Source organism: Providencia sp. PROV267, from assembly GCF_028477825.1.
Lineage (GTDB): Bacteria > Pseudomonadota > Gammaproteobacteria > Enterobacterales > Enterobacteriaceae > Providencia > Providencia stuartii.
Genome location: NZ_JAMPLX010000003.1, coordinates 1 through 26938, shown reverse-complemented (window position 1 = coordinate 26938; position 26938 = coordinate 1). Strand labels below are relative to the sequence as shown.

The following is a 26938-nucleotide window of genomic DNA, read 5'->3' as shown; positions in this document are numbered from 1 at the left end:
TATGGAAATTTTGCGTGGTTCACCTGCTCTATCAGCATTTCGTATTGCTCGCCTGTTGGCGTTGTTTGCTGAAAAACAGCTTCCTGTTACGGATATTTATGCTGAATATATGCACTTTGCTGAACTATCAGCGCCTTTAAGTGAAAGCGAGCAAGGCAAACTGCGTAGTTTGCTGAAATACGGTCCTTCTCTCGCGGAGCACGAGCCTTTTGGTAAACTCATATTAGTGACACCACGCCCAGGAACAATTTCTCCTTGGTCATCTAAAGCGACAGATATTGCTCACAATTGTGGTTTATCTCAGGTCGAAAGAATTGAACGTGGTATAGCTTACTATGTGCAAGCCGATTCATTATCACAAGCACAGTGGCTAGACGTTGCAGCGCTACTACATGACCGCATGATGGAGAGTGTTTTTGGCTCTTTTGAGCAAGCTGAGGCACTGTTTGTTCATCATCAACCCGCACCAATGAAAGTTATTGATATCAGTCGTCATGGCCGAACTGCCCTCGAAAAAGCTAACGTAGAAATGGGGTTAGCACTTGCTGATGATGAAATTGATTACCTTCTAAATGCATTCACTGAGTTAAAACGCAACCCAACGGATGTTGAACTGTATATGTTTGCACAGGCAAACTCAGAACACTGCCGCCATAAAATTTTTAATGCAGATTGGATCATTGATGGTGAAAAGCAGCCTAAATCGCTGTTTAAAATGATTAAAAACACCTTTGAAACGACGCCAGACTATGTGTTATCTGCTTATAAAGATAATGCGGCAGTGATGGAAGGGTCTTCCGTGGGGCGTTTCTTCCCAGAATCAGATAGCCGTACTTATCGTTATCATCAAGAAGATGCTCATATTTTGATGAAAGTCGAAACACATAACCACCCTACAGCGATCTCTCCATGGCCGGGGGCAGCAACGGGCTCGGGCGGTGAAATTCGTGATGAAGGGGCGACAGGGCGCGGTGCCAAACCGAAAGCGGGTTTAGTTGGCTTCTCAGTATCGAATTTACGTATCCCTGGGTTCGAGCAGCCATGGGAAGAAGATTTCGGCAAACCGGAACGTATCGTTACCGCTCTCGATATTATGCTAGAAGGGCCATTAGGTGGCGCGGCGTTTAATAACGAATTTGGTCGCCCAGCACTATTAGGTTACTTCCGTACCTATGAAGAAAAGGTTAACAGTCATAACGGTGAAGAGCTACGCGGCTATCATAAACCTATTATGTTAGCTGGAGGGATTGGCAATATCAGGGCGGATCACGTGCAAAAAGGTGAGATCCCTGTTGGAGCAAAACTCATCGTCCTTGGTGGGCCATCAATGAATATCGGTCTTGGTGGTGGTGCCGCATCTTCTATGGCTTCTGGTCAATCAGATGCTGATCTGGATTTTGCATCAGTGCAGCGTGATAACCCAGAAATGGAGCGACGTTGCCAAGAGGTTATTGATAATTGTTGGCAGTTGGGTGAGAACAACCCCATTTTATTTATCCATGATGTGGGAGCGGGTGGCTTATCGAATGCCATGCCTGAATTAGTGAGTGATGGGGGCCGTGGTGGTTGCTTTGAACTGCGCAAAATTCTGAATGATGAGCCTGGAATGAGCCCATTAGAAGTATGGTGTAATGAGTCTCAAGAGCGTTACGTCTTAGCCGTTGCTCCAGAACAAATGGCTCTATTTACGGCAATTTGTGAGCGTGAGCGTGCTCCTTTTGCAGTAATTGGTGAAGCAACCGAACAGCGTGAATTAGTTTTAAAAGATGCGCATTTTAATAATCAACCTATTGATATGCCTCTTGATGTGCTGTTAGGTAAAACCCCTAAAATGTTGCGTGATGTGAATACATTAAAGGCACAACCAGGGGCGTTAGATAGAACGTCTATCCATTTAAATGAAGCAGTAAAACGCGTGTTGCATCTTCCAGCCGTCGCGGAAAAAACATTTTTAATTACTATTGGTGACCGTACAGTGACTGGTATGGTTGCGCGTGATCAGATGGTTGGGCCTTGGCAGATCCCTGTCGCGGACTGCGCGGTCACAACAGCGAGTCTTGATAGCTACTATGGCGAGGCTATGTCAATTGGTGAAAGAACCCCTGTTGCATTGTTAGACTTCGCCGCTTCTGCCCGTATGGCGGTAGGGGAAGCATTAACTAATATTGCTAGCGCATATGTGCAAGATCTAAAACGAGTAAAACTTTCAGCTAACTGGATGGCGGCGGCGGGGCATCCCGGGGAAGATGCAGGTCTGTATGAAGCTGTGAAAGCGGTAGGCGAAGAACTGTGTCCTGCTTTAGGGTTGACTATCCCTGTTGGTAAAGATTCGATGTCAATGAAAACACGTTGGCAAGATAATGGTGAAGAGCGTGAAATGACATCACCACTATCACTGATTATTAGCGCATTCGGTCGTGTTGAAGATGTGCGTTTGACGGTGACACCTGAATTAAAAACGGACGTTGACTCTGCCTTAATGTTAATCGATCTTGGTCAAGGGCATAATGCTTTAGGCGGCTCGGCTCTTGCGCAAGTTTACCGTCAGTTAGGTAATAAAGCACCGGATGTGCGCGACCCTAAATTACTATCTGGTTTCTTTGCCGCTATCCAACGCTTATTGTCAGAGCAAAAACTGCTAGCATACCATGACCGCTCTGATGGTGGTCTGTTCGTGACATTAGCTGAGATGGCATTTGCAGGCCATTGCGGTATTAATGTTGATATTAGCGAATTTGATGAAGATATTCTCGCCGCGCTGTTTAATGAAGAGTTGGGCGCCGTTATCCAAATTAAACAGCAAGATAAGCAATATGTTGAAAATTGCTTTGCTGAAGCGGGTTTAGGTGAATGTTTACATTATCTAGGTACGGTCACCCAAGAAGATGCATTAGTGATTAATAGTCGTGATACTGTTGTTTATCAGGAATCTCGCAGTACATTACGTGAGTGGTGGGCTGAGACAACATGGCAGATGCAACGCTTACGTGATAATGAGGCGTGTGCAGATGAAGAGCATAAAGCGAAGTTGGATAGCCAAGACCCTGGTCTAAATACTCAGCTTACTTTCGATATTGCAGAGGATATCGCAGCACCTTATATCCTGTCTGGTGTACGCCCTAAAGTTGCGGTGTTGCGCGAACAAGGTGTTAACTCTCATGTGGAAATGGCAGCTGCTTTTGACCGTGCTGGTTTTGATGCGGTTGATGTCCATATGAGTGATCTGCTCGCGGGGCATCTATCATTGGCAGGCTTCCAAACCTTAGTTGCATGTGGTGGCTTCTCATACGGTGACGTATTAGGTGCTGGGGAAGGTTGGGCAAAATCAATCCTGTTTAACAACCAAGTACGTGATGAATTTGCTGCTTTCTTTGCTCGTCAAGATACATTATCCCTTGGCGTGTGTAATGGTTGTCAAATGATGTCCAATTTATATGAGTTGATCCCAGGAGCAGAACTGTGGCCTCGTTTTGTACGCAATCGCTCAGAACGATTTGAAGCGCGCTTTAGTTTGGTCGAGGTAGCTAAGAGCCCTTCCTTATTGCTTCAAGATATGGTCGGTTCACGCATGCCGATTGCGGTATCTCATGGTGAAGGTTTGGTTGAGGCGCGTAATCCTGCCCATATTCAGCAATTGGAAAATCATTCATTAGTAGCACTGCGCTTTGTGAATAACTATGGGCAGGTCACAGAGCAATACCCTGCTAACCCTAATGGCTCAGTGAATGGTATTACTTCGGTGACATCAATGGATGGCCGCGCAACAATTATGATGCCGCATCCTGAGCGTGTATTCCGTACTGTAAGTCACTCTTGGCACCCAGAAAATTGGGGTGAAGATGGCCCATGGATGCGTATTTTCCGTAATGCGCGTAAGCAATTAGGCTAAGTAGCCTGAATCTGATAGCCCCGTAATACGGGGCTATTTTTTCGTCGTTGCCGATTAGACAGGAACGGTTTCAATGATAGCAATATGGCTTTCTGTTGGAATAATTCGGTTGATTTTTAGACCTGCTTGCGAGAACAATGCGTTAAATTCAGCTTCTGTATGCTCGTTACTATCGTGAATAACACTAAAGCATATAAGCTCTAATTCCTTTCCAAAATGGGGGCGATTATCTTCGGGGATAATCGCGTCCATGACCAGTAATTTTGAGGTTGGTTTCATGGCGCGACGGATGGTTTTAAATATCTCAATAAGCTTATCATCACTCCAATCATGAGTTATGTATTTCAATAGGTAGATATCAGCTTCTGGACACTGTTCAAAAAAAGAGCCGGGTTGTAATGTCCAACGGGTATTATCTTTGAGCCGATGTAGAATATTTTTTTCTAGCACATGTTTCCTATCAAATAGGATACCCTTTAATGACGGATTACGTGCCAATACTTCAAGTAGCAGGTTGCCTAAGCCGCCAGCAATATCGGCAACAATGATATTTTCTGGGAAAGTATAATTTTTTAGGATAAATTCGTTTTCAATTTTTGATAAAGAAGCTTGCCCTTCATCAAAGCCATCTGGTTGATCAGCATTCTTTTCCCAGTAATCAAAGAATGTACTTCCGAATAAATCTTCAAATACGCGCTTACCATAAGCGGATTGTGTGAACTCTGCGCTCGTTAGCCAAAAGGTTTTATCAGTCAACCAGAGAATAGCAGGGCGCAATGAGTAGGGGTGATCAGTGCATAAAAAGGTCGCTTCTGGCGTTAATGCGTAATGAGTGCCATCTAAACAAGTAAAAATTTTACGGGTTGCGAGTACTCGAAGAATTTTTTTCACGACTCTCGCATCTGCCTTTATTTCAGCAGCCAGTTGCTCAACGGTCTTTGCTTCCTGCATTAAATGATCCGCAATATTTAACTGCACCGCGGCGCGTAGTGCTGCTTGAAATACAAAACCAATAGTTTGCTCAAGCACATACAACGCGGCTTGCATATCGTTCTGCTCTATTGTGTTACTTGATTGCATATTCATAAATTTCCTCATCGAATCTTTATTATCAAATCAATAAGTAAAAGTTAAGTATTGTCGTGAAGTATAGATTAGTAAAATTATTTCTTGGAAAGTACTCTTAATTTTTATCAATAAAAATTAGGGGTGCCATAGTGTTTATTATTTTCGCTTTAATTTGAATTTCTGTTGGTCTCGCAATAAATATCAATTTTATTAATTATTCTGAGGTTTTTTTTATTCAGGTGATGAGGTTTTTTTTCGAGGTGTATAAAATTGGCGACAAACCCCTTATTTGGATGTCTCCAAATGGAGACATTTAATTTGTTGAAAAATAAAAATAATTTTCTATGCTGTGGTGGGTGTCTTTAAAAGGAGACAGTATAGAGGAAAGAAAGAAAAATTTTAGAGGTGAAAAAGAAGAAATAAGAAACCGAAAAAATAAAAGTGCTTATCTTTCAATTAATTAATAAATATATTGAAAAATTGGCACGATGTGTGCATAATAATATTCAGTTGCTCATTCAACATTATTATGTCGGTCCACATTAGGGTGGGAACATACCACATAAAGCAAGAATGATGCCAAAGTAAGGTGCCTACCGTCCAACAGCACAGATATTCGCTTTCGAGCCTTATCAAACACAGGGCGACACGTGGAGTGAGGCACCACCTATATGATTATAAAGAGATAATCATATATCACATCAGTAAATCGCTGGCGGAATAAAGTTGAACTCTTTATTCCGCCTTCCTGTATTTATCCCCCCATAATTTTTCTTGTTTATTCTCAATGAGATTGGCACATTGCTTGCTGTAACTAGCGTGACTCTTATGAAATAAGAGGGAAAATCGAACTGTGGTGATCATCAAGTTCACGTAATTCATTCAGTTCTGTTACCATGGAACCTCGTTTAACAGGTGTGAGATGAATGCATTGAGTAAATGGCGTCTATTTCCGCGCTCCTTGCGCCAATTGGTTGTCATGGCATTTTGGTTAGTGCTATTGCCACTATTGGTTCTGGCTTATCAGGCTTACCAAAGCTTGGAGCAATTAAGTAATCAAGCTGCTCAAATCAATAAAACAACACTTTTAGATACCCGGCGAAGTGAAGCGATGGGAGGGCTAGCTTTAGAAATGGAAAGAAGCTATCGCCAATACTGTGTTTTGAAAGATGCTTCATTACATACCCTCTACCTCAAGCAGTTTTCTGATTATCAACAGATGTTTGAGCGGCAAAAAACGATACTGCCTAAAAATGCAGATACATCGGCACTGACTCGCGCGTTGGAAGAATTAAAAACGGTAGTTTGTGAGAATAGTGAACCGCCTAAAGAAGTCACCGCAGCATTAAGCCAATTCTCAGAGCAGAATAATGCATTAATACAAGAGACCCGCGACGTAATATTTAGTCGAGGGGAGCAATTACAAAAAGCAATTGCCAATAAAGGACAGCTTTTTGGTTGGCAGAGCCTTATCCTCTTTTTATTGAGTGTGCTCTTAGTTGCTTTGTTTACTCGAATGATTATCGGGCCAGTGAAAGGCATCGAACGTATGATCAACCGATTAGGCACAGGCAGAACGCTGACAAATAATTTAAAATTATTTAAAGGGCCTCGAGAGTTACGCTCGTTAGCGCAGCGGATTATCTGGTTAAGTGAACGCTTAGCTTGGTTAGAATCGCAGCGCCATGAGTTTTTGCGGCATATTTCCCATGAGCTGAAAACACCATTAGCAAGTATGCGTGAAGGCACTGAATTACTGGCCGATGAAGTGGCGGGGCCGCTTACCGAGTCACAAAAAGAGGTTGTAGAAATTCTTGATAACAGCAGTAAGCATCTTCAGCAACTTATTGAGCAGCTTCTTGATTATAATCGTAAATTAGCAGATAGCCCGCCAGAAGCACAACATGTTGATTTGCAAAAATTGATTGAAGACATTGTTATGGCTCATAATTTACCTGCGAGAGCGAAAAATATTCAAACGGATATTCGTCTACGTATTGACCATTGCCTTGCTGAACCAACGCTACTAGGACGGGTTATTGATAATATCTACTCCAATGCGGTGCACTATGGCAGTGAATCAGGTAATATTTGGATCACAAGCCGCAGAATAGATAATAAGCTTGTTATTGAAGTTGCTAATACTGGCACACCAATTCCTGAGTCAGAACAAAGTATGATTTTTGAACCTTTTTACCAAGGGTCGCTTGTGAGAAAAGGAGCTGTCAAAGGCAGCGGATTGGGGCTAAGTATTGCACATGATTGCATTAAGCAAATGGGGGGTGAACTTTCACTAGTACCCAATAAATTAGCAGATGTCTGCTTTAGAATTGAACTGCCTTTAACTGCAGAGAATGAATAATAATGGCAAATAGGTCTACAGATGTTTTGGTTGCATTACGCTTTGCGGTGTTACCAAAGCGATATATCGGGTTAACGAAAAAAAACTCTACATTCATCCAAAAGCAAAAAGCGGTGCATATAGGCGCGTTATTGTTGTCACTCATTTTAACGGGGTGTACGACTCAAAATGGGCAATCTTCTTTAGATACGTTAGCTCAAGTTGTTGTCCCTGAAGTTAAAGTGACCGATTACCGCTATGCGGCATGTGAGGGCGTTTGGGAAAATTATCAGCCTAATGCGCGAGAAAATGCACTTTTTTGGTTGAGGATGATGGACTGTGCCGATCGTCTCGACCCTGCTACAGCACGCAAGCAGGCATCACAGATACAGATTGAAAATTGGTCGGACGCATTTCAGCACAGTATCTTAATGGGCGCGGCTGAACCCACAATTGCTGAACGACGCAAAATGGTCGACAGTATGAACACTTTTAGCCTTAATTTCCCCACGGCAATTCGCCCGTTATTACAACTTTGGCGTGAACAACAGGTACAAACAATTAATCTTGCTGAAGCCAATTCTCGTTTTAAGCGGCTACAGCAAGATACAGACAATAAACTTGACCGTATGAAAGAAGAAAATGCCAGACTGGTATTTGAACTGAATACAACCTCACGTAAATTAGAAAATTTAACTGACATTGAGAGGCAACTCTCCTCTCGCAAACAAATTACCAATGAAACGGAAAAAGAGGTTGAAGCGGTAGATAAAAAGCAACCAAAAGAAGCGGCTAAAACGGAAAAACCAGTCGCTGAGGATGGTAACTCTTCAACTAATAACCCATCGGAGAATGAGCGCAATGACCAACCGTAAATCAGCAAATCTTCTGCTGGTGGATGATGATCCTAGTCTGCTGAAATTACTGGGTATGCGCTTAAGCAGTGAAGGTTTTAAAGTCACCACCGCGGAAAGTGGGCCAGAAGCGCTAAAATTGCTTCAAAAAGAAAAAATAGAGTTGGTGATTAGTGACTTGCGAATGGATGAAATGGATGGAATGGCTCTGTTCGATGAGATCCAGAAGCAACACCCTAATTTACCCGTGATAATCCTCACCGCCCATGGCTCAATTCCCGACGCCGTTGCAGCAACACAGCGCGGCGTATTTAGTTTCCTAACCAAACCTGTTGATAAAGATGCGCTCTACAAGGCCATTGATGAAGCATTGGCATTATCTTCAACACCAATCAGTGATGAAGAGTGGAGTGAAGGCATTGTTACCCGCAGCCCGTTGATGATCCGACTGTTAGAGCAAGCCCATATGGTCGCGCAATCGGATGTGAGCGTATTAATTAATGGGCAGAGTGGTACAGGTAAAGAGGTCTTAGCACAGGCAATCCATAAGGCAAGCCCACGGGCACGCAAACCATTCATCGCGATTAACTGCGGCGCATTACCAGAACAATTACTTGAATCTGAGCTATTTGGCCATGCAAAAGGGGCCTTTACAGGGGCTGTGAGTAGCCGAGAAGGGCTATTCTTTGCCGCAAATGGGGGAACGCTATTTCTTGATGAAATCGGCGATATGCCAATGCCGCTACAAGTTAAATTATTACGCGTATTACAAGAGCGCAAGGTACGTCCTCTTGGCAGTAATCGTGATTTAGATATTGATGTGCGTATTATCTCTGCAACACACCGTAATTTACCGAAGGCGATGGAAAAAAATGAGTTTCGTGAAGACCTCTATTATCGTCTGAATGTGGTGAATTTGCGCATCCCAGCCCTGAATGAGAGGGCGGAGGATATACCTATTTTAGCTAACCATTTACTACGTGAATCGGCATCAAGGCATAAGCCGTTTGTTCGTAGCTTTTCGACAGAAGCTATGAAGTGTTTGATGTCAGCCAGTTGGCCGGGCAACGTACGTCAATTGGTTAACGTCATTGAGCAATGCGTCGCATTGACTACAACACCTGTGATCAGTGAAGCGCTGGTTAGCCAAGCGTTACAAGGTGAAAATACGGCACTTCCAACGTTTGTTGAGGCACGTAACCAATTTGAGCTTAACTATCTACGTAAACTATTACAGATGACAAAAGGGAATGTGACACAAGCCGCTCGCATGGCAGGCAGAAATCGTACTGAATTTTATAAATTATTGGCACGTCATGATTTAGAGGCTAATGATTTTAAAGAATAATTGGCCTTATCATCTAAATTTATCGTGTTTAAGTCACTCAATTTATCGCTGCCGTGCTAATGGCTAGTGAAGAGTGAATTAAGGTATCAATATCAATGCTCGGGAGAAGAAATACCTTATGAGCCGTAAGCTTAATATTTCACTAGCTCAATTAAATTGGTTAGTTGGCGATATTGAAGGCAACTGTGAACGCATGTTGCAAGTTTTTGAAGAACAAAAGAATATCGCTGACATTGTTGTGTTCTCTGAGCTGTCACTCACGGGGTATCCACCGGAAGATCTTTTATTCCGTGCGGATTTTACCCAACGTTGTTTAGTGCAATTAGAACGCTTACAAAATGCGAGCACGGAAACAGCGATTATTGTTGGTCACCCGTGGACAGAAGCGGGGAAAATGTATAACGCCCTCTCTTTTTTCTACCAAGGAAAACTCCTCACCCGCTATTTCAAACAAGAGCTGCCAAACTATGGTGTTTTTGATGAGCTTCGCTATTTCTCTGCGGGGGATAAAACCGGTGTGGTTGACTTTAAAGGTTACCGTATAGGCTTATTAATTTGTGAAGATATTTGGTTCGATGGGCCAGTGGATGCCGTTAAGCAAGCCGGTGCCGAACTATTGTTGACGATTAATGCCTCCCCATATGATCGTAACAAGGATCATAGTCGGAGTGATTTATTGGTAAGGCATTGCCAGCGTACACAATTACCTATCATCTATTTGAACCAAGTGGGCGGTCAGGATGAGTTAATTTTTGATGGTGGCTCTAAAGTGCTGGCGAGTGACGGTAAAATCACACATCAGCTGGTTGATTTTGATGAGCAAATCGTTAATTGCCAGTTTAATGAGTTATCCGCGGTACCGATGGAAAAGCTAGCACCAGCACTGTCACCAGTTGCACAGGTTTATCAAGGCTTGGTGATGGCAACTCGCGATTATATCAATAAAAATGGTTTTAATGGCGCTATACTCGGTTTATCCGGTGGGATTGATTCGGGATTAACAGTGGCAATAGCGGTGGATGCGATTGGCAAAGAACGCGTTCAGGCCGTGATGATGCCATTCCGCTATACCTCAGAAATGAGTATCCATGATGCCAAAGAGCAGGCTGAATTGCTTGGTGTTGAGTTTGATATTGTCTCAATCGAACCTATGTTTGATGCTTTTATGTCACAACTTCAACCAATGTTTGAAGGTACTGCTGTTGATACTACCGAAGAGAATTTACAGGCGCGTTGCCGTGCTGTTATTTTAATGGCGATGTCCAATAAGCGCCGTCGTTTAGTTTTAACGACCAGTAATAAAAGTGAATCTGCCGTTGGCTATTCAACCTTATATGGTGATATGGCGGGCGGTTTTGATGTTTTAAAAGATGTACCAAAGACATTGGTTTTTGAGTTAGCGAAATATCGTAATACGATCTCTCCTGCGATACCGCAACGTGTGATCGATAGGCCACCATCGGCGGAGCTGGCACCAGGGCAGCTCGATCAAGATAGCTTGCCGCCATACGATATTTTAGATGCGTTACTTGAAGCTTATGTGGAAAAAGATTATTCCGTGGCACAATTGATTGAGCAAGGCTTCGATGAAGCAACGGTTCATCGCGTTGTGCGTCTTGTCGATATTAACGAATATAAACGCCGTCAAGCGCCAGTTGGACCACGTATTACGGTGCGTAATTTCGGAAAAGATCGTCGTTATCCAATCACGTCAGGTTTTGGCCGTAAAAACTGGTCATAACAGGAATTATTTATGAAAAAAATTGATGCAATTATTAAGCCTTTTAAGCTGGATGATGTCCGAGAAGCGTTAGCGGAAGTGGGGATCACTGGGATGACGGTAACAGAAGTCAAAGGTTTTGGTCGCCAAAAAGGTCATACCGAGCTTTATCGTGGCGCCGAATATATGGTGGACTTCCTGCCTAAAGTCAAAATTGAAATTGTTGTGCCCGATGATATTGTCGAAAGCTGCGTAGAAACTATTATGCAGACGGCACAAACTGGCAAAATTGGTGATGGCAAAATTTTTGTCTACGATGTTGCTCGCGTGATCCGTATTCGTACTGGTGAGCAGGACGAAGAGGCGATTTAATTTCCATGCTTTTTTCGCGGCTCTAGTCACATTTCAAGGGAGCCGCGCCATCGACCCCTACTTACTACGCATTATTTAGGGAATGGTCGCGGGGCAAACATCATGGAATAGCTTAGTCATTATTTAATAAAAAGCGGTAACGGCATAAACACAGGAATGGGATTAAAAGAGTGTTTAGTATGCAAAACCGTTACCGCGAAATTTAAATAGGTTATTTAAAATTAATTTAAAGGTAGAACTTTATGAGGGCCAAAGCACTCATAATGAATATTCTCTGCTGAAACGCCCATCTCAATCAGTTGTTTAGCGATGTATTGCATAAAGCCAACTGGACCACAGAAATAGAACTGCATATTTGGAACGTCTAACCACGCTTTAACCTGCGAAAGATCCATTAAGCCACTAAATTGATAATCAAATCCTTGTTTATCTTCTGCACGTGGCTGATTAAACCAAACAGCGGATTGGCTATGTGGATGGTGAGCAAGGTGTTTATTTACCTCATGATGGAACGCATGAACGGCACCATTTTCGGCGGCATGTAGCCAGTTAACTTGTGCTTCATGGCCTTCCTGAGTTAATGAATTGAGCATGCTCAGCATCGGTGTTAAACCGACACCCGCTGAAATGAGAGTGACAGGGGTTTTATTATCGATATCAATAAAGAAATCACCGCATGGTGGTGCTAAATGAACAATATCACCTTCATTTAAGTTTTGGTGAATATAATTGGAGACAACACCATTATCTTCACGTTTAACGGCAATACGATAACTACGACCATTTGGTGCTGTGGTCAGTGAATATTGGCGAATTTCTTGGTTAGTTAGGCTGTCATCATTGATATAAATAGTGATGTATTGGCCTGGACGATAATCTGCGACAGGCTGACCATCGACAGGGACAAACTCAAAGCTTGTGATCACATCACTTTGCGCCTGTTTAGCCGCAACACGGAACTCACGTAAACCTTCCCAGCCCCCTGTTTTATCTGCATTTTGGCGGTAAATTTCTGCTTCACGGTTGATAAAAATATCAGCAAGGACACCATAAGCTTTACCCCAAGCATCTAACACTTCTTGCCCTGGGTTGAGTAACTCATCGATAGCAGCCAATAAATTTTCCCCGACAATAGGGTAGTGTTCAGGTTTGATATTCAAGCTTGCATGTTTTTGTGCGATTTTTTCTACAGCAGAAATCAATGCTTCGGGCGTCTCAATATGTGTTGCATACGCGCAAACCGCATTAAATAAGGCTTCACGTTGTGAGCCGTTACTTTGATGCGTCATGTTAAAAATATCTTTCAGCTCAGGATGTTGTTTGAACATTCTGTCGTAGAAGTGAGCAGTTAGTTTGGGACCCGTTGCAGCAATGGCTGGGATAGTGGATTTAACAATAGCGATAGTTTGGCTGTCTAGCATACAGGCTCTCCTGAAATAATTTCATTCGATGATGAATTTTATAACATGTATTTTAAATGCAATTTATAGCTTTTAACACACAAAGTAAATAGGTCTATTATAAAAAGAGTTTAAAAATAGAAACTTTATAAAAGAGTCACCCAATAAATAGGATTTAATCTTTTAGCAATGCGAATATGGCTGATTTTATCTTGGTATGCTTGATAGTCTTTTATGACTGAGAAAATTTATGCAAACGTTTGCGTATATTTTTTCTTTAGGGCTATCACCCTGAAGAAAAAGAGTTTACACTGTGTGCTATTGCGATAGTTTTGTTATCAACTTATTGAATGGCTGAGGCAGGAGAAGCGAATGTTAAAGCGTGAAATGAATATTGCAGATTATGATCCACAACTGTGGGAAGCAATGGAACAAGAAGTCGTCCGTCAAGAAGAACACATTGAGTTAATTGCTTCAGAAAACTATACCAGTCCACGAGTGATGCAAGCTCAGGGATCTCAGCTAACGAATAAATATGCAGAAGGCTACCCAGGCAAACGCTATTACGGTGGTTGTGAGTATGTTGACGTTGTCGAGCAATTAGCTATCGATCGTGCAAAAGCGCTGTTTGGTGCAGATTATGCTAACGTACAACCTCATTCAGGTTCACAGGCTAATGCGGCTGTTTATATGGCGTTGCTGCAACCGGGTGATACCGTATTGGGTATGAACCTTGCTCATGGTGGTCACTTGACCCATGGTTCACCTGTCAACTTCTCTGGCAAACTTTATAACATCGTTCCTTACGGTATCGATGAAAGCGGAAAAATCGACTACGAAGATATCAAAGCACAAGCATTGAAACATAAGCCAAAAATGATCATCGGTGGTTTCTCTGCATATTCTGGTATTGTTGATTGGGCTAAAATGCGTGAAATCGCAGATAGCATCAATGCTTATCTATTCGTTGATATGGCTCACGTTGCGGGTCTAATCGCAGCAGGCGTCTATCCTAACCCAGTTCCACACGCACATATTGTTACTACAACAACCCATAAAACATTAGCTGGCCCTCGTGGTGGTCTGATTTTGGCGAAAGGTGGTGACGAAGAACTGTACAAAAAACTGAACTCAGCCGTCTTCCCTGGCTCTCAAGGTGGCCCGTTAATGCATGTTATTGCAGGTAAAGCGGTCGCATTGAAAGAAGCGATGGAACCTGAATTTAAAGTTTATCAACAACAAGTTGCGAAAAATGCGAAAGCAATGGTAGAAATTTTCCAACAACGCGGTTATAAAGTAGTGTCCGGTGGCACAGAGAACCATCTGTTCTTAGTGGATCTGGTTGATAAAGGTATTACAGGTAAAGATGCTGACGCTGCATTGGGTCGTGCAAACATTACGGTGAATAAAAACAGCGTTCCTAACGACCCGAAAAGTCCATTTGTTACCTCTGGTATCCGCATTGGTACGCCAGCGATCACACGTCGTGGCTTTAATGAAGGCGATGCACGTGAACTGGCTGGTTGGATGTGCGATGTTCTGGATAACCTCAATGATGAAGCGACCATTGAACGTATCAAACAAAACGTATTGAATATCTGCGCAAAATACCCAGTTTACGCATAAAATAAAATTAATTTAGTTTCAAAACCCGCTTCTACACTTTGGTAAAAGCGGGTTTTTTGCATTGAAAAACAAGGAGGAGTGATGGTAATTCCATCAACTCGCTGGCTAGCGATTGATTATTTTACCTATTTTTTCGCTTACAGTATTTTTCTACCATTCTGGCCAATTTGGCTACAAGGTGAAGGTATTGATGCTGAAATGAGCGGGGTGTTATTAGGGATTGGGTTAGCTGCGCGTTTCCTTGGTGCAATGTTTATTACACCGATGGTTAAAGATCAATCCAAACTCATTAACGCATTAAGAATATTGGCAGGATTGTCTCTACTCTTTGCTGTTGCCTTTTCCTTTGGTTCCCATTGGGCATGGCTATTTTTTGTCATGACTGGGTTTAACTTATTTTTTGCGCCATTAGTGCCACTCGGTGACTCGCTGGCAGGAACATGGCAAAAGCAGTTTCCCTTTGATTATGGCAAAATTAGGCTTTGGGGCTCCGTCGCTTTTATTATTGGCTCCATAGCGATGGGATATTTCGCCGATATATTAGGTCATCAATCCATTATGGTGGCTTTAATTATTAGCTGCTTAGCTTTATTACTCACGGCAATGTTAACGCCTGCAATTATGCCTAAAGGCATACCTAAAGTTGCAGGAGAAGATAAACTCTCATTTAGACAACTCATTGCGGATAAAAACGTAGTGACGTTCTTAATTTGTGTCACCTTGTTGCAAGGCGCACATGCTGCATATTATGGCTATGCCTCTTTATTTTGGAAGGAAGCAGGCTATTCTGACATCGTTATAGGTCGCCTCTGGGCACTTGGCGTTGTCGCTGAAGTTGTGGTTTTTATGTTGAGTAACAAACTATTTCGTCGTTGGAGTTCACGAAATCTACTTTTGCTATCTGCCATCAGCGGCATCATTCGTTGGGGGCTAATGGGGGCATTTACCTCACTACCAGTCCTTATTGTTGTTCAGATATTGCACAGTGGAACCTTTACCGTATGCCACCTCGCTGCAATGCGTTTTATCAGTGCTCGAAAAGAAAATGAAATTATTCCATTACAAGGTGTTTATTCAGCATTAGCAACAGGGGGCGGTTTAGCTATCATCACTGTTGTGGTGGGGGCTATCTATGAGCGTGTGCCAGACAATCACGGTTTAGTCTTTTATTTAATGGCATTATTGGCGATCCCTGCTTTGTTTATTAGACCGAAAGTTGTAGCACAATCATAAGGTTAACTTGGGTTTGTTCCTAAATATCAGGGTTAGATATATATCTGAAGTGAATGAACAATCCAAAATCACTAACAAGAAGGCATTTTGGTGGTGTAATCGATAGTAAAAAACGTGACACTAAAATGCTTTCTATCAAATTGAGTTATCTTATGGTGGGTTATATGAGAGGGGAGAATTAAAGGCATTGGGGGAAGCCCCAACACCTTTATTAAATCATTAACGTTTCAGTGACTCGGATAATTCTTCACGCATCACAGATAAAATCTCTTTAACAATGCGTGGGCTACCCGCAACAATATTACCTGAAGCTAAGTAATTATGGTTGCCAACAAAATCCGTCATAATACCGCCAGCTTCACGCATGATCAGTTCACCACCTAAGAAATCCCATGGTTTTAAACCAATTTCATAGTAAGCATCGACACGACCCGCAGCGACGTAACACAAGTCAAGAGCCGCTGAGCCTGTACGGCGGAAGTCTGCACAGCTCTCAAACATTTTGCTCATGATGTTCATGAACACAACGGCGTGCTGTTTTTGCTTAAAGGGGAAACCGGTTGCCACGATCGCGCCATCGAGTTCACGAGCATCGGCACCACGTAGGCGATAACCATTTAATTGTGCGCCTTGACCACGAACAGCGGTAAATAACTCGTTACGCATAGGATCGTAAACAGCGGCGACTTCTGTACGGCCTTTAATACGAACCGCGATAGAAACAGCAAAGTGAGGGAAACGTTTTGTGAAGTTAGTAGTGCCATCCAGTGGATCAATTACCCATTGAATATCATCTTCTTTACCAAGTAACTCACCACTTTCTTCAGTAATGATAGTGTGGTCAGGATAAGATTTACGGATGACCTCGATAATTAAATGTTCTGCTTCACGGTCAACGTTGGTGACGAAATCGTTAGAGCCTTTTTGAGTGATTTGAACATTGTCAGGCGTTTCATAGCTTTTTGCTATGTGGTTGCCAGCCTTACGCGCAGCACGTATGGCGATATTTAGCATCGGATGCATGGGCTTTTTCCACTGGAATGTTAAAGAACGAAAAACTTTGAGTGGGCGGATTATATAGATGTTCGTCACAATAAGCAATTTTGTGTTAGACTCTTGCGATTATTTTTTAGAAAAACGACTAAACCATGTTAGACAATATCCGCATTATCCTTGTTGAGACCTCACACACTGGCAATATGGGCTCTACTGCTAGAGCCATGAAAACTATGGGTTTATCCAACCTTTATCTCGTTAATCCACAAGTACAGCCTGACTCGCATGCGATTGCGCTTTCTGCAGGAGCCAGCGATGTTATTGGCAATGCCACGATAGTCAATTCATTGGATGAAGCTCTAGAAGGGTGTAAATTAGTCATTGGCACGAGCGCGCGCTCCCGGACACTTTCTTGGCCGATGGTTGCACCGCGTGAATGTGGCGAAAAATCAGTGATGCAAGCGAAAACGGCGCCTGTTGCCATAATTTTTGGCCGTGAGCGTATTGGGCTGACCAATGAAGAGCTGCAAAAATGCCAGTACCATCTTTATATACCTACCAATCCTGAATATGGTTCATTAAACCTTGCGATGGCGGTTCAGTTGGTCAGTTACGAAATTCGCATGGCCTATTTAGCCCTAGAGGAAAAAAACGCAGTGAACTCGGAGGAGGATGAGGTAGAATATCCGCCGGTAGAAGATATTGAGCGTTTTTATGTGCATCTTGAAAGTGTGTTGAATGAATCAGGGTTTATTCGTAAGGCGCATCCGGGCCTAATTATGAATAAATTGAGACGTTTATACACCCGTGCACACATTGAAACTCAGGAGCTACATATTTTACGAGGTATCCTGACTTCAATGGAAAAATGGGCAAAAAAATGAGTTATCACTCCGTGAAAAATACTTGAGTAAATTAGTCAGGTAAATAGTTGACTAAATTAGTCGGGAATGTCACAATTGGGCAATATTTTACCACGGAGTATATGTTATGAGACTCACTTCCAAAGGGCGTTATGCAGTAACGGCGATGTTAGATGTCGCATTACACTCTCAGACAGGGCCTGTACCTTTAGCTGATATTTCTGAGCGTCAGGGAATTTCCCTCTCTTATCTTGAGCAACTTTTCGCTCGTCTACGCAAAAACGAGCTTGTTTCGAGTGTTCGTGGCCCAGGTGGTGGTTATTTGCTAGGCCGCGATGCTGATCAAATTTTTGTTGCTCAAGTAATTGCCGCGGTTGATGAATCTGTTGATGCGACACGTTGTCAAGGCAACAAAGAAGGTTGTCAAAATGGTGACCGTTGTCTAACGCATGCGCTGTGGCGTGATTTGAGCGATAGGATCACAAGCTTCCTAAGCAGCATTAGCCTTGATGAATTAGTTAAAAATCAAGAAGTCATAGATGTCGCCGATAGACAAGATAACGAAAAACGTCGGGCAACATTAGGTGGTCTTTCACCTGAAACGATTATTAATGTCCGTGCTTAATTATATAATATTTTAATAAATTGCAGTTGATACACAAAATGATGGGGTTCGAATGAATGATCATCATAGGTATCGTTAGAAAATGAAGACAATTTTGTCTTTTGGAGTAAGTGAGCAATGAAATTACCGATTTATCTTGATTATTCAGCAACAACACCCGTTGACCCACGTGTTGCTGAAAAAATGATGCAATGTCTAACAATGGACGGCATTTTTGGTAACCCCGCTTCGCGCTCTCACCGTTTTGGGTGGCAAGCAGAAGAGGCCGTTGATATTGCACGTAATCAAATCGCAGAATTGGTGAATGCCGATCCACGCGAAATTGTCTTTACTTCAGGTGCAACAGAATCTGATAACTTAGCTATCAAAGGTGCCGCTAATTTCTATCAAAAGAAAGGCAAGCACATTGTCACTTGTAAAACAGAGCACAAAGCAGTTTTAGACACCTGCCGCCAGCTTGAGCGTGAAGGGTTTGAAGTGACTTACCTTGCACCACAAAGCAATGGTTTGATTGACCTGAAAGATTTAGAAGCTGCTTTACGCGACGATACTATCCTTGTTTCTATTATGCATGTGAATAATGAAATTGGTGTCGTTCAAGATATCGCAGCCATCGGTGAAATGTGCCGTAGCCGCAACATTATTTTCCATGTCGACGCCACTCAAAGCGTTGGTAAACTCCCTATCGACCTGTCCACTCTGAAAGTGGATTTGATGTCATTCTCTGCACATAAACTGTATGGCCCTATGGGTATCGGTGCTTTGTATGTGCGTCGTAAACCACGTGTTCGCCTTGAAGCTCAACAACACGGTGGTGGTCATGAGCGTGGTATGCGTTCTGGTACATTACCTGTCCATCAAATCGTTGGGATGGGTGAGGCTTACCGTATCGCAAAAGAAGAAATGGCTGAGGAGTCAGCACGCTTACGTAAACTGCGCATGCGTCTTTGGAATGGCATTAAAGATATTGAAGAAGTTTACCTCAATGGTGATTTAGAGAACGGTGCTCCACACATTCTGAATGTCAGCTTCAACTATGTTGAAGGTGAATCGCTGATGATGTCTCTTAAAGATTTAGCGGTATCATCTGGCTCTGCATGTACTTCTGCAAGCCTAGAACCTTCTTATGTTCTACGTGCCCTTGGAATGAATGATGAACTTGCTCACAGTTCTATTCGTTTTTCTTTAGGTCGCTTTACAACAGAAGAAGAAATTGACTATGCAATCAAACAGATTCATGGCGCAATTGGCCACTTACGTGAACTGTCTCCTTTATGGGAAATGTTCAAAGACGGCGTAGATCTTAACAGCATCGAATGGTCTCACCATTAATCAGACAGTTTCAGGAGTTTAAAAATGGCATATAGTGAAAAAGTCATCGATCATTATGAAAATCCACGTAATGTGGGTTCATTCGACAATAACGACCCAAGCGTAGGTAGCGGGATGGTTGGCGCGCCAGCTTGTGGTGATGTGATGAAACTGCAAATCAAAGTAAATGATAATGGAATCATTGAAGATGCGCGTTTCAAGACTTACGGCTGTGGCTCAGCAATTGCTTCAAGTTCACTTGTCACTGAGTGGATGAAAGGTAAAAGCTTAGATGAAGCCGAAGCGATTAAAAATACAGCTATCGCTGAAGAGCTAGAATTACCACCAGTGAAAATTCACTGTTCGATTCTTGCTGAAGATGCAATTAAAGCAGCCATTGCGGATTATAAAAGCAAACGCCAAGGCAAATAAGGCTTTAATTCCGGCTAATGGGCACATGGACATAAATAACTAAAATCCGTGTGATGAAAACATCGGTCGGTATAATTGATTAATTTTTAAGGCGGATGCTACCAATTAGTGAGTATCTGCCTTGTTTGTTTCTATAGTGAGGTTCGCAATGTCTATTTCTCTAACAGAAAGTGCTGCGCAACGTATTCAAGCTTTCCTCGCAAGCCGTGGTAAAGGTGAAGGTTTACGCCTTGGTGTCAGAACATCAGGTTGCTCAGGCATGGCCTATATTCTCGAATTTGCAGATATTATCAATGAAGAAGATACCGTTTTTGAAGATAAAGGTGTCAAAGTGATCGTTGATGGTAAAAGCATTGTCTACTTAGACGGTACTGAGCTAGATTTTGTCAAAGAAGGCTTAAATGAAGGTTTTAAATTCAATAACCCCAATGTCAGCAGTGAGTGCGGTTGTGGTGAAAGCTTTCACGTATAATGTCTTTTTATAGGCAATATTTTTAACTAATGCATTTCGTGGCTCCTGACACCTATCGAAAGCGAATATTCGCGCTGATTATTTAACATTGTGAGTGAGTTTTGATAGCTAACTAGACGAAGTGCATGAGTGCGTCAGTTCGAGAAACTAAGTACTTATGGATTATTTTACTCTTTTTGGGTTAACGCCCAACTATGCGATCGATAATGAACAATTAACGCAACGTTTTCAATCGCTACAGCGCCAATACCATCCAGATCGCTTTGCTGCCTGTACGGAACAGGAAAAAATGCAAGCGCTTCAACAAGCGGCAACGATCAATGCGGCTTACCAAGCTCTTCGTCATCCACTAAAACGTGCCGAATATATGTTATTACTACAAGGGATTGATATTAATAACGAACAACATACTATGCACGACACTGCATTCTTAATGGAGCAATTAGAGCTACGAGAAGAGCTCGATAATATTGAGCACCATAATAATGCGACTGATTTGCTTACAGCGTTCATGACGAAAGTAAAACAAATGCAAAAAACACGTTCCGCATTGATGGTTGAGCAACTCGATAGTGCACAGTGGGAATTGGCGGCAGATACGGTACGTAAATTGCGTTTTCTCGATAAATTACAGCAACAAGCTGAACAACTCGAAGAACGTTTACTGGATGATTTTTAAGAGAAACGATTATGGCTTTACTTCAAATCAGCGAACCAGGCATGACAGCCGCACCACATCAACGTAAATTGGCGGCGGGGATTGATCTTGGTACGACTCACTCTTTGGTCGCCACGGTACGTAGCGGTGAAGCAACGGCTTTACCTGATCATGATGGGCGTTATTTACTACCATCGGTCGTCAATTATCAATCCGATAATAAACAAGTGGGCTGGGCGGCAAAACAGCTAGCAGAGCGTGACCCTGTTAATACCATTATTTCGGTAAAAAGAATGATGGGGCGTTCATTGGCTGACATCCAACAACGTTATCCCGACCTACCTTATCGTTTCACTGCTAGTGAAAATGGGCTTCCTTTTATTCAAACGGCGGCAGGGCAAGTTGATCCGATCCAAGTTTCTTCAGATATTTTAAAAACGCTAGCAAAGAGAGCGGAAGAAACATTAGGCGGAGAAATGGATGGTGTCGTGATCACCGTACCCGCTTATTTCGATGACGCACAACGCCAAGGAACAAAAGATGCAGCCCGCCTTGCCGGTTTACATGTTCTCCGTTTATTAAATGAACCGACAGCGGCGGCTATTGCCTATGGTCTTGATTCAGGCCAAGAAGGGGTCATCGCTGTTTATGATTTAGGAGGCGGAACATTTGATGTTTCTATTTTGCGCCTAAGTCGTGGTGTGTTTGAAGTCCTTGCTACAGGGGGCGATACCGCACTGGGCGGCGATGATTTTGACCAAGCATTAGCCAAATGGATTGCCGAGCAAGCAGGTATTCAGACACAAGGTGACCACCATTTAAATCGTCAATTACTGAATGCTGCAACCGAAGCGAAAATCGCACTTAGTGAGGCTGAAACCGCACAAATTTCATTGCCACAATGGCAAGGAGAAATTCAGCGTGAGGTGTTTGAACAGTTAATACAAAACCATGTGAAACGCACATTAATGGCCTGCCGTCGTGCATTGAAAGATGCACAAGTAGATGCTGATGACGTGTTAAATGTGGTGATGGTTGGTGGCTCTACCCGCGTACCTTTAGTCAGAAATAAGGTTGGTGAATTTTTTGGTAAACAACCATTAACTTCGATTGATCCTGACAAAGTAGTAGCCATTGGTGCTGCCATCCAAGCTGATATTTTAGTGGGCAATAAGCCTGATAGTGACATGTTGCTGTTAGATGTTATCCCATTGTCGTTAGGTCTTGAAACGATGGGGGGATTAGTCGAAAAAATTATCCCTCGTAATACCACGATACCTGTAGCACGTGCCCAAGAGTTTACGACGTTTAAAGACGGACAAACAGCGATGTCTGTGCATGTGGTACAAGGTGAGCGTGAAATGGTTTCAGATTGCCGTTCATTAGCACGTTTTTCATTACGCGATATTCCGCCAATGGCTGCTGGTGGTGCTCATATTCGTGTCACTTTCCAAGTGGATGCGGATGGCTTGTTAAGCGTCAGTGCAATGGAAAAATCGACGGGAGTAGCCGCTTCTATTCAGGTGAAGCCCTCATATGGGTTAACTGATACTGAAATTTCAAGCATGATTAAAGATTCAATGGCTAATGCGCAAGATGATTTAAATGCGCGCCGTTTAGCGGAACAAAAAGTTGAAGCCGCAAGAGTGCTTGAGAGTTTGACTAGTGCATTAGAGCAAGATGCTAATCTATTGACTCCCGACGAAGAGTCAGCGATTGATAATGCCGTCAATATATTAATTGAAGCAGTAGAAGGCACAGACCCTACTGCTATTGAAAATGCCATTAAACAACTGGATAAGCAATCACAGGGGTTTGCGGCGCGTCGAATGGATGCTTCTATTCGCCAAGCGCTATCAGGCCAATCTGTGGATGAGATATAATTATGCCTAAAATAGTTTTTCTACCTCATACAGAATTATGTCCGGAAGGTGCAGTTGTTGATGCACAACAGGGCGAGTCAATTTTAAATGCAGCATTGCGAGTTGGCATTGAACTTGAACATGCATGTGAAAAATCATGTGCTTGTACAACTTGTCACTGTATTGTTCGCGAAGGCTTTGATTCTCTCGAAGAGAGCAGCGAATTAGAAGATGACATGCTGGATAAGGCATGGGGATTAGAACCAGAAAGTCGCTTAAGCTGCCAAGCTTTGGTCGCTGACGAAGATTTGGTTGTTGAGATCCCAAAATATACAATTAATCACGCTCGTGAGCATTAATACTGATATAATCCGCTGTGTGGGGAAGCAAATATGAGCCTTAAATGGTCGAATAGCCGAGAAATCGGTGAAGCACTGTACGATGCGTATCCTGATTTGGATCCAAAAACTGTGCGCTTTACGGATATGCACCAATGGATTTGTGAATTAGAAGAGTTCGACGATGATCCACAAAAATCCAACGAGAAAATCTTAGAAGCCATTTTATTGGTTTGGTTGGATGAGTTCGAATAATTTTCAAATTTGATAGATAAACCGGGCAACTCGTCCGGTTTTTATTTATGAGCACTATCTTGATACCTATTTGGCCGTTAATCGGTTAAGTTACTTCTATCAGCGACTGATTTAGACAAGAACTGCCTGTAAAAAACAGATACAGATAAAGTGGGAGAAACGATGACAAAACAAATTATGCCAGTAATGATTTCATTTGAAGCCGCGGCACCTTGTTGGGGTGAAGGGGCGTTAGTGAGTTCTGGCGATAAAGGAATAACTATTCATTTAAAGCATCCGGGTAAGTTGTGCGCGGTACAAAGTGCAGGGCGTAAATTGGATAGCCAAGGTATTCGTAATGTTTCTTTAACGGGTGAAGGTTGGGATCTAGAAAAAAGTTGGGCATTTTGGCAAGGTTTCCGTGCACCAAAAGGGGCAAGAACAATAGAGTGGCCAGTTTTGCCAGAAGCGGATCGCCAAGAATTAGAAAACCGTATCCGTACAATTGATTGGGTACGCGATGTGATCAATGCGCCAGCGGATGAGTTAGGGCCAGAGCAACTGGCGCAACGTGCGATTGATTTGTTGTGTCATATTAATGCTGAAGATATCAGTTACCGTATCATTAAAGGTGATGATCTACTTGAGCAAGGGTATGCAGGTATTCATACGGTAGGTCGTGGTTCAAGCCGTGCGCCTGCTTTATTAGCGTTAGATTACAACCCTACAGGCAACCCCCACGCGGCTGTTTTTGCCTGCTTAGTTGGGAAAGGGATCACATTTGATTCAGGTGGCTATAGTATCAAACCTTCATCATCCATGAACTCAATGAAAGCAGATATGGGTGGGGCAGCAACGCTGGTTGGTTCTCTGGCACTCGCTATTAATCGTGGTCTGAAAAAACGCGTTAAATTGTTCCTTTGCTTGGCTGACAATATGGTTAGCAGCAATGCCTTTAAATTAGGTGATATCATCCGTTACCGCAATGGCAAGTCTGTTGAAGTGATGAACACAGATGCAGAAGGTCGTTTAGTTTTGGCTGATGGCTTGATTGATGCAAGTAAAGAGCAACCATCGCTGATTATTGATGCGGCAACTTTAACGGGGGCTGCAAAAACTGCAGTTGGCAACGACTATCATTCAGTGCTTAGCTTTGATGATAAACTGGTTGCTGAGCTTATGGATGCTTCAAATGAAGAGTTTGAACTGTTTTGGCGCTTACCACTGGCTGAATTCCACCGCCAGCAATTGCCGTCGGGGTTTGCAGACCTAAATAACATTGCTGCACCATCCCATACAGCAGGTGCAAGTACCGCAGCCGCATTCCTATCCCATTTTGTTGAGAATTATCGTCAAAACTGGGTGCATATTGATTGTTCAGCAACGTACCGTAAATCACCAGTGAGCCTGTGGGCTGAAGGTGCAACGGGAATTGGTGTAAGAACGATAGCAAACTTACTGATGAAAAAAGCAGGCTAAAAAGTTTTATCTTAATAAACATTAGCGGGGACGAAGGGGGCGACTTTTCGTGCCCGTTTTTTTATTATAGGGTTAATTATTTTTCTATGAGGCATAAGCATGTCGCAGCAATCCGAATCGAATAAACCTTTTAGCAACGATAACAATATCGAATTTACTGAGTTGGTTATTCCTCAAGGGGCATCGTTAAAATTAAGCGCACTTGAAGAAGAGCCTGAAGCATTAGTAGGGGTCTTAACTGAATGTTTTAAACAGCATAAGGTGGTACGCCGTGCCTTTTTAGTATCTGCCCAAGAAGAAAACCAAGAGGGTGATGAAGCTATTTTAATGGTGGCATTAGAGTTTGTGCCAGGAACTGAGAATATCGATGAGATTATTCATCAAGCGGGAACATTAGCGTGTGAATATTTAGACGATAATGAGTCCATTGATTTTTGTTTAGTTAATGAAGCAGAAAAGGGTATTAGCCATTTTATTACTGAACATATTCAACCTTTCTATCAACGTAAGTTAGGCAGTTGGTTACGTGATTCAATCCCAATTAAAAACACCAAATAAGCTTCTGCAGTGGGTTAGTGGCCCACTGTGGGGTATCCCTCATTAGACCAATAGCTTAAATAACCTAAGCAGCGAGCGTCATTACATATAGCGTTTCAGAATCATGCTATTTTTCAGAGAAACTTTTGTCGTGAGTTAATTGAGCGACTAATGACCTTTTCAGTATTGAGATGATAGGTTTGTCATGTAATGACAAATAGTAGGGTACATCGTCCATATTGATGGTTAAATAGTTTAAAGTCATAAATATTGCTGTGTCGATAACGATATGGCTAGTGTGAGTGTAGTCAGTAACGACTTAATATATGACGAGTTATAGTGGTCATTTAAAATACGATGCTCCCTTCTAAGGCAATCACCAAAATCGCCTGCAAATAAATATCACAATGATTTTTATAGGTCTGCTTAGATAAGGTTCGCTAATGAAGAAAGTACAACGACACTCAGCTCACGATGCGGCATTTAAAGGTTTCATGGCGCAAATAGAAAATGCTAAAGATTTTTTTCATTTTCATTTACCAGAGCATATTCATGCATTATGTGATTTTGAAACATTAACTCTCACTAATTCTTCTTTCATAGACAAACAATTGCGTTCACGATTATCAGATGTGTTGTATTCAGTTCAAACGACAGAAGGAGAAGGGTATATTTACTTACTCGTCGAACATCAATCTTCACCAGACAAATTGATGGCATGGCGATTAATGCATTATGCATTTTTAGCGATGAATCAGCATTTGCAACAAGGGCATAAGAACTTGCCACTAGTCGTACCTGTTTTGTTTTATCACGGGGAGAGTTCACCTTATCCATATTCACAATTATGGACTGACTGTTTTCCTCTCGCGGATGTGGCTAATAACTTGTACACACGTTCTTTTCCTTTAGTCGATGTCACGGTTATTGATGATAATGAAATTGTTAATTATCGTAAGGTTGCAATTATGGAATTGGCTATGAAACATAAGCATTTGCGGGAGGAAAGTGAGCATGTGATCTCCCTATTGGCTCAAGCGCTCAATAATCACTATAATACTGATAGCGATGTCATCACTATTCTCAACTATCTATTTTTTACGATGGATGCAGAAAATGTTGAGAAAATAGTCCAACAGTTGAGTGAAAAAACTGAAAAGCATCAAGAGGTTATTATGAATATTGCACAACGTTTGCAAGATAAAGGTGTAAAAGCAGGCTGGGAAAAAGGGCATCAACAAGGTCTGGAAGAGGGCATTGAAAAAGGCATTGAAAAAGGT

23 protein-coding genes are annotated in these 26938 nt (G+C 42.4%); 20 read left to right on the top strand and 3 right to left on the bottom strand.

Translation table 11 applies throughout. From position 1 onward, the window contains the following. The first annotated feature begins 1 nt into the window (after nucleotide 1). A complete protein-coding gene (gene purL, locus PR709_RS02740) occupies nucleotides 2–3889 on the top strand; it encodes a phosphoribosylformylglycinamidine synthase (protein WP_014656330.1) in 3888 nt (1295 codons plus the stop codon). Nucleotides 3890–3943: 54 nt separating this feature from the next. Here the strand turns inward: purL and PR709_RS02735 are convergent, their stop codons facing one another. After that, the gene (locus PR709_RS02735; protein WP_014656329.1) at nucleotides 3944–4975 is read right to left on the bottom strand and encodes a methyltransferase; all 1032 of its coding nucleotides are present in this window, start codon (nucleotides 4973–4975) and stop codon (nucleotides 3944–3946) included. Between the two features lie 904 nt (nucleotides 4976–5879). Between PR709_RS02735 and PR709_RS02730 the strand changes: the two genes are divergently transcribed. From PR709_RS02730 to glnB, 5 genes are all read left to right on the top strand, one after another. Continuing rightward, nucleotides 5880–7319 (top strand): sensor histidine kinase, encoded by a 1440-nt coding sequence (locus PR709_RS02730; protein WP_014656328.1) that lies wholly within the window; start codon nucleotides 5880–5882, stop codon nucleotides 7317–7319. A 2-nt stretch (nucleotides 7320–7321) separates the two neighbouring features. Further along, nucleotides 7322–8173: a two-component system QseEF-associated lipoprotein QseG gene (qseG, locus tag PR709_RS02725; protein WP_004921434.1), complete on the top strand. Its 852-nt coding sequence runs from the start codon at nucleotides 7322–7324 to the stop codon at nucleotides 8171–8173. Next, nucleotides 8160–9500, top strand: coding sequence for a two-component system response regulator GlrR (glrR, locus tag PR709_RS02720; RefSeq protein ID WP_004921431.1), 1341 nt, complete (start codon nucleotides 8160–8162; stop codon nucleotides 9498–9500). The genes qseG and glrR overlap by 14 nt, the downstream gene beginning before the upstream one ends. 118 nt (nucleotides 9501–9618) lie before the next feature. Then, nucleotides 9619–11241 (top strand): NAD+ synthase, encoded by a 1623-nt coding sequence (locus PR709_RS02715; protein WP_061063857.1) that lies wholly within the window; start codon nucleotides 9619–9621, stop codon nucleotides 11239–11241. A 12-nt stretch (nucleotides 11242–11253) separates the two neighbouring features. Further along, the gene (glnB, locus tag PR709_RS02710; protein WP_004921424.1) at nucleotides 11254–11592 is read left to right on the top strand and encodes a nitrogen regulatory protein P-II; all 339 of its coding nucleotides are present in this window, start codon (nucleotides 11254–11256) and stop codon (nucleotides 11590–11592) included. A gap of 221 nt (nucleotides 11593–11813) precedes the next feature. Here glnB and hmpA read toward each other — a convergent pair whose 3' ends face one another. Beyond that, nucleotides 11814–13013 (bottom strand): NO-inducible flavohemoprotein, encoded by a 1200-nt coding sequence (gene hmpA, locus PR709_RS02705; RefSeq protein WP_004921414.1) that lies wholly within the window; start codon nucleotides 13011–13013, stop codon nucleotides 11814–11816. A gap of 351 nt (nucleotides 13014–13364) precedes the next feature. Here hmpA and glyA point away from each other — a divergent pair, with 351 nt between their 5' ends. Then, nucleotides 13365–14618 (top strand): serine hydroxymethyltransferase, encoded by a 1254-nt coding sequence (gene glyA / locus PR709_RS02700; protein ID WP_004921412.1) that lies wholly within the window; start codon nucleotides 13365–13367, stop codon nucleotides 14616–14618. A gap of 81 nt (nucleotides 14619–14699) precedes the next feature. Next, nucleotides 14700–15851 carry a 3-phenylpropionate MFS transporter gene (locus PR709_RS02695; protein WP_004921405.1) on the top strand — a complete coding sequence of 384 codons (1152 nt, stop codon included), beginning with the start codon at nucleotides 14700–14702 and terminating at the stop codon, nucleotides 15849–15851. A 219-nt stretch (nucleotides 15852–16070) separates the two neighbouring features. On the opposite strand, the gene suhB is transcribed toward PR709_RS02695, so the two are convergent. Next, nucleotides 16071–16874 carry an inositol-1-monophosphatase gene (gene suhB / locus PR709_RS02690; RefSeq protein WP_004921404.1) on the bottom strand — a complete coding sequence of 268 codons (804 nt, stop codon included), beginning with the start codon at nucleotides 16872–16874 and terminating at the stop codon, nucleotides 16071–16073. A gap of 125 nt (nucleotides 16875–16999) precedes the next feature. Between suhB and trmJ the strand changes: the two genes are divergently transcribed. The 12 genes from trmJ to PR709_RS02630 all read left to right on the top strand — a co-directional run. Continuing rightward, nucleotides 17000–17731, top strand: a complete 732-nt coding sequence (trmJ, locus tag PR709_RS02685) for a tRNA (cytosine(32)/uridine(32)-2'-O)-methyltransferase TrmJ (RefSeq protein WP_004921401.1) — start codon at nucleotides 17000–17002, stop codon at nucleotides 17729–17731. A gap of 106 nt (nucleotides 17732–17837) precedes the next feature. Further along, nucleotides 17838–18335 carry a Fe-S cluster assembly transcriptional regulator IscR gene (gene iscR, locus PR709_RS02680; RefSeq protein ID WP_004921396.1) on the top strand — a complete coding sequence of 166 codons (498 nt, stop codon included), beginning with the start codon at nucleotides 17838–17840 and terminating at the stop codon, nucleotides 18333–18335. 117 nt (nucleotides 18336–18452) lie between these two features. Next, the gene (locus PR709_RS02675; RefSeq protein WP_014656323.1) at nucleotides 18453–19667 is read left to right on the top strand and encodes an IscS subfamily cysteine desulfurase; all 1215 of its coding nucleotides are present in this window, start codon (nucleotides 18453–18455) and stop codon (nucleotides 19665–19667) included. Between the two features lie 24 nt (nucleotides 19668–19691). Then, nucleotides 19692–20078, top strand: a complete 387-nt coding sequence (gene iscU, locus PR709_RS02670) for a Fe-S cluster assembly scaffold IscU (RefSeq protein WP_004921389.1) — start codon at nucleotides 19692–19694, stop codon at nucleotides 20076–20078. A gap of 148 nt (nucleotides 20079–20226) precedes the next feature. Then, the gene (iscA, locus tag PR709_RS02665) at nucleotides 20227–20550 is read left to right on the top strand and encodes an iron-sulfur cluster assembly protein IscA (protein WP_004921385.1); all 324 of its coding nucleotides are present in this window, start codon (nucleotides 20227–20229) and stop codon (nucleotides 20548–20550) included. Nucleotides 20551–20707: 157 nt separating this feature from the next. After that, on the top strand, nucleotides 20708–21229 hold the full coding sequence (gene hscB / locus PR709_RS02660) for a co-chaperone HscB (RefSeq protein WP_004921381.1): 522 nt from the start codon (nucleotides 20708–20710) through the stop codon (nucleotides 21227–21229). A gap of 11 nt (nucleotides 21230–21240) precedes the next feature. Then, nucleotides 21241–23091 (top strand): Fe-S protein assembly chaperone HscA, encoded by a 1851-nt coding sequence (gene hscA / locus PR709_RS02655; RefSeq protein WP_004921379.1) that lies wholly within the window; start codon nucleotides 21241–21243, stop codon nucleotides 23089–23091. Between the two features lie 2 nt (nucleotides 23092–23093). Further along, nucleotides 23094–23429 (top strand): ISC system 2Fe-2S type ferredoxin, encoded by a 336-nt coding sequence (gene fdx / locus PR709_RS02650; protein WP_004921377.1) that lies wholly within the window; start codon nucleotides 23094–23096, stop codon nucleotides 23427–23429. 33 nt (nucleotides 23430–23462) lie between these two features. Continuing rightward, on the top strand, nucleotides 23463–23663 hold the full coding sequence (iscX, locus tag PR709_RS02645; protein WP_004921376.1) for a Fe-S cluster assembly protein IscX: 201 nt from the start codon (nucleotides 23463–23465) through the stop codon (nucleotides 23661–23663). A gap of 162 nt (nucleotides 23664–23825) precedes the next feature. Further along, nucleotides 23826–25121 (top strand): aminopeptidase PepB, encoded by a 1296-nt coding sequence (gene pepB / locus PR709_RS02640; RefSeq protein ID WP_004921373.1) that lies wholly within the window; start codon nucleotides 23826–23828, stop codon nucleotides 25119–25121. 99 nt (nucleotides 25122–25220) lie between these two features. Further along, the gene (locus PR709_RS02635; protein ID WP_004921371.1) at nucleotides 25221–25679 is read left to right on the top strand and encodes an enhanced serine sensitivity protein SseB C-terminal domain-containing protein; all 459 of its coding nucleotides are present in this window, start codon (nucleotides 25221–25223) and stop codon (nucleotides 25677–25679) included. A gap of 422 nt (nucleotides 25680–26101) precedes the next feature. After that, nucleotides 26102–26938, top strand: an 837-nt coding sequence (locus PR709_RS02630; protein WP_272570704.1) for an Rpn family recombination-promoting nuclease/putative transposase, incomplete at its 3' end; no start/stop codon positions are given.

Excerpts from the sequence above, each read along its gene's own strand:
- purL (WP_014656330.1), top strand. The coding sequence starts at position 2 with ATGGAAATTTTGCGTGGTTCACCTGCTCTATCAGCATTTCGTATTGCT.
- PR709_RS02735 (WP_014656329.1), bottom strand. The coding sequence starts at position 4,975 with ATGAATATGCAATCAAGTAACACAATAGAGCAGAACGATATGCAAGCC.
- PR709_RS02730 (WP_014656328.1), top strand. The coding sequence starts at position 5,880 with ATGAATGCATTGAGTAAATGGCGTCTATTTCCGCGCTCCTTGCGCCAA.
- qseG (WP_004921434.1), top strand. The coding sequence starts at position 7,322 with ATGGCAAATAGGTCTACAGATGTTTTGGTTGCATTACGCTTTGCGGTG.
- glrR (WP_004921431.1), top strand. The coding sequence starts at position 8,160 with ATGACCAACCGTAAATCAGCAAATCTTCTGCTGGTGGATGATGATCCT.
- PR709_RS02715 (WP_061063857.1), top strand. The coding sequence starts at position 9,619 with ATGAGCCGTAAGCTTAATATTTCACTAGCTCAATTAAATTGGTTAGTT.
- glnB (WP_004921424.1), top strand. The coding sequence starts at position 11,254 with ATGAAAAAAATTGATGCAATTATTAAGCCTTTTAAGCTGGATGATGTC.
- hmpA (WP_004921414.1), bottom strand. The coding sequence starts at position 13,013 with ATGCTAGACAGCCAAACTATCGCTATTGTTAAATCCACTATCCCAGCC.
- glyA (WP_004921412.1), top strand. The coding sequence starts at position 13,365 with ATGTTAAAGCGTGAAATGAATATTGCAGATTATGATCCACAACTGTGG.
- PR709_RS02695 (WP_004921405.1), top strand. The coding sequence starts at position 14,700 with ATGGTAATTCCATCAACTCGCTGGCTAGCGATTGATTATTTTACCTAT.
- suhB (WP_004921404.1), bottom strand. The coding sequence starts at position 16,874 with ATGCATCCGATGCTAAATATCGCCATACGTGCTGCGCGTAAGGCTGGC.
- trmJ (WP_004921401.1), top strand. The coding sequence starts at position 17,000 with ATGTTAGACAATATCCGCATTATCCTTGTTGAGACCTCACACACTGGC.
- iscR (WP_004921396.1), top strand. The coding sequence starts at position 17,838 with ATGAGACTCACTTCCAAAGGGCGTTATGCAGTAACGGCGATGTTAGAT.
- PR709_RS02675 (WP_014656323.1), top strand. The coding sequence starts at position 18,453 with ATGAAATTACCGATTTATCTTGATTATTCAGCAACAACACCCGTTGAC.
- iscU (WP_004921389.1), top strand. The coding sequence starts at position 19,692 with ATGGCATATAGTGAAAAAGTCATCGATCATTATGAAAATCCACGTAAT.
- iscA (WP_004921385.1), top strand. The coding sequence starts at position 20,227 with ATGTCTATTTCTCTAACAGAAAGTGCTGCGCAACGTATTCAAGCTTTC.
- hscB (WP_004921381.1), top strand. The coding sequence starts at position 20,708 with ATGGATTATTTTACTCTTTTTGGGTTAACGCCCAACTATGCGATCGAT.
- hscA (WP_004921379.1), top strand. The coding sequence starts at position 21,241 with ATGGCTTTACTTCAAATCAGCGAACCAGGCATGACAGCCGCACCACAT.
- fdx (WP_004921377.1), top strand. The coding sequence starts at position 23,094 with ATGCCTAAAATAGTTTTTCTACCTCATACAGAATTATGTCCGGAAGGT.
- iscX (WP_004921376.1), top strand. The coding sequence starts at position 23,463 with ATGAGCCTTAAATGGTCGAATAGCCGAGAAATCGGTGAAGCACTGTAC.
- pepB (WP_004921373.1), top strand. The coding sequence starts at position 23,826 with ATGACAAAACAAATTATGCCAGTAATGATTTCATTTGAAGCCGCGGCA.
- PR709_RS02635 (WP_004921371.1), top strand. The coding sequence starts at position 25,221 with ATGTCGCAGCAATCCGAATCGAATAAACCTTTTAGCAACGATAACAAT.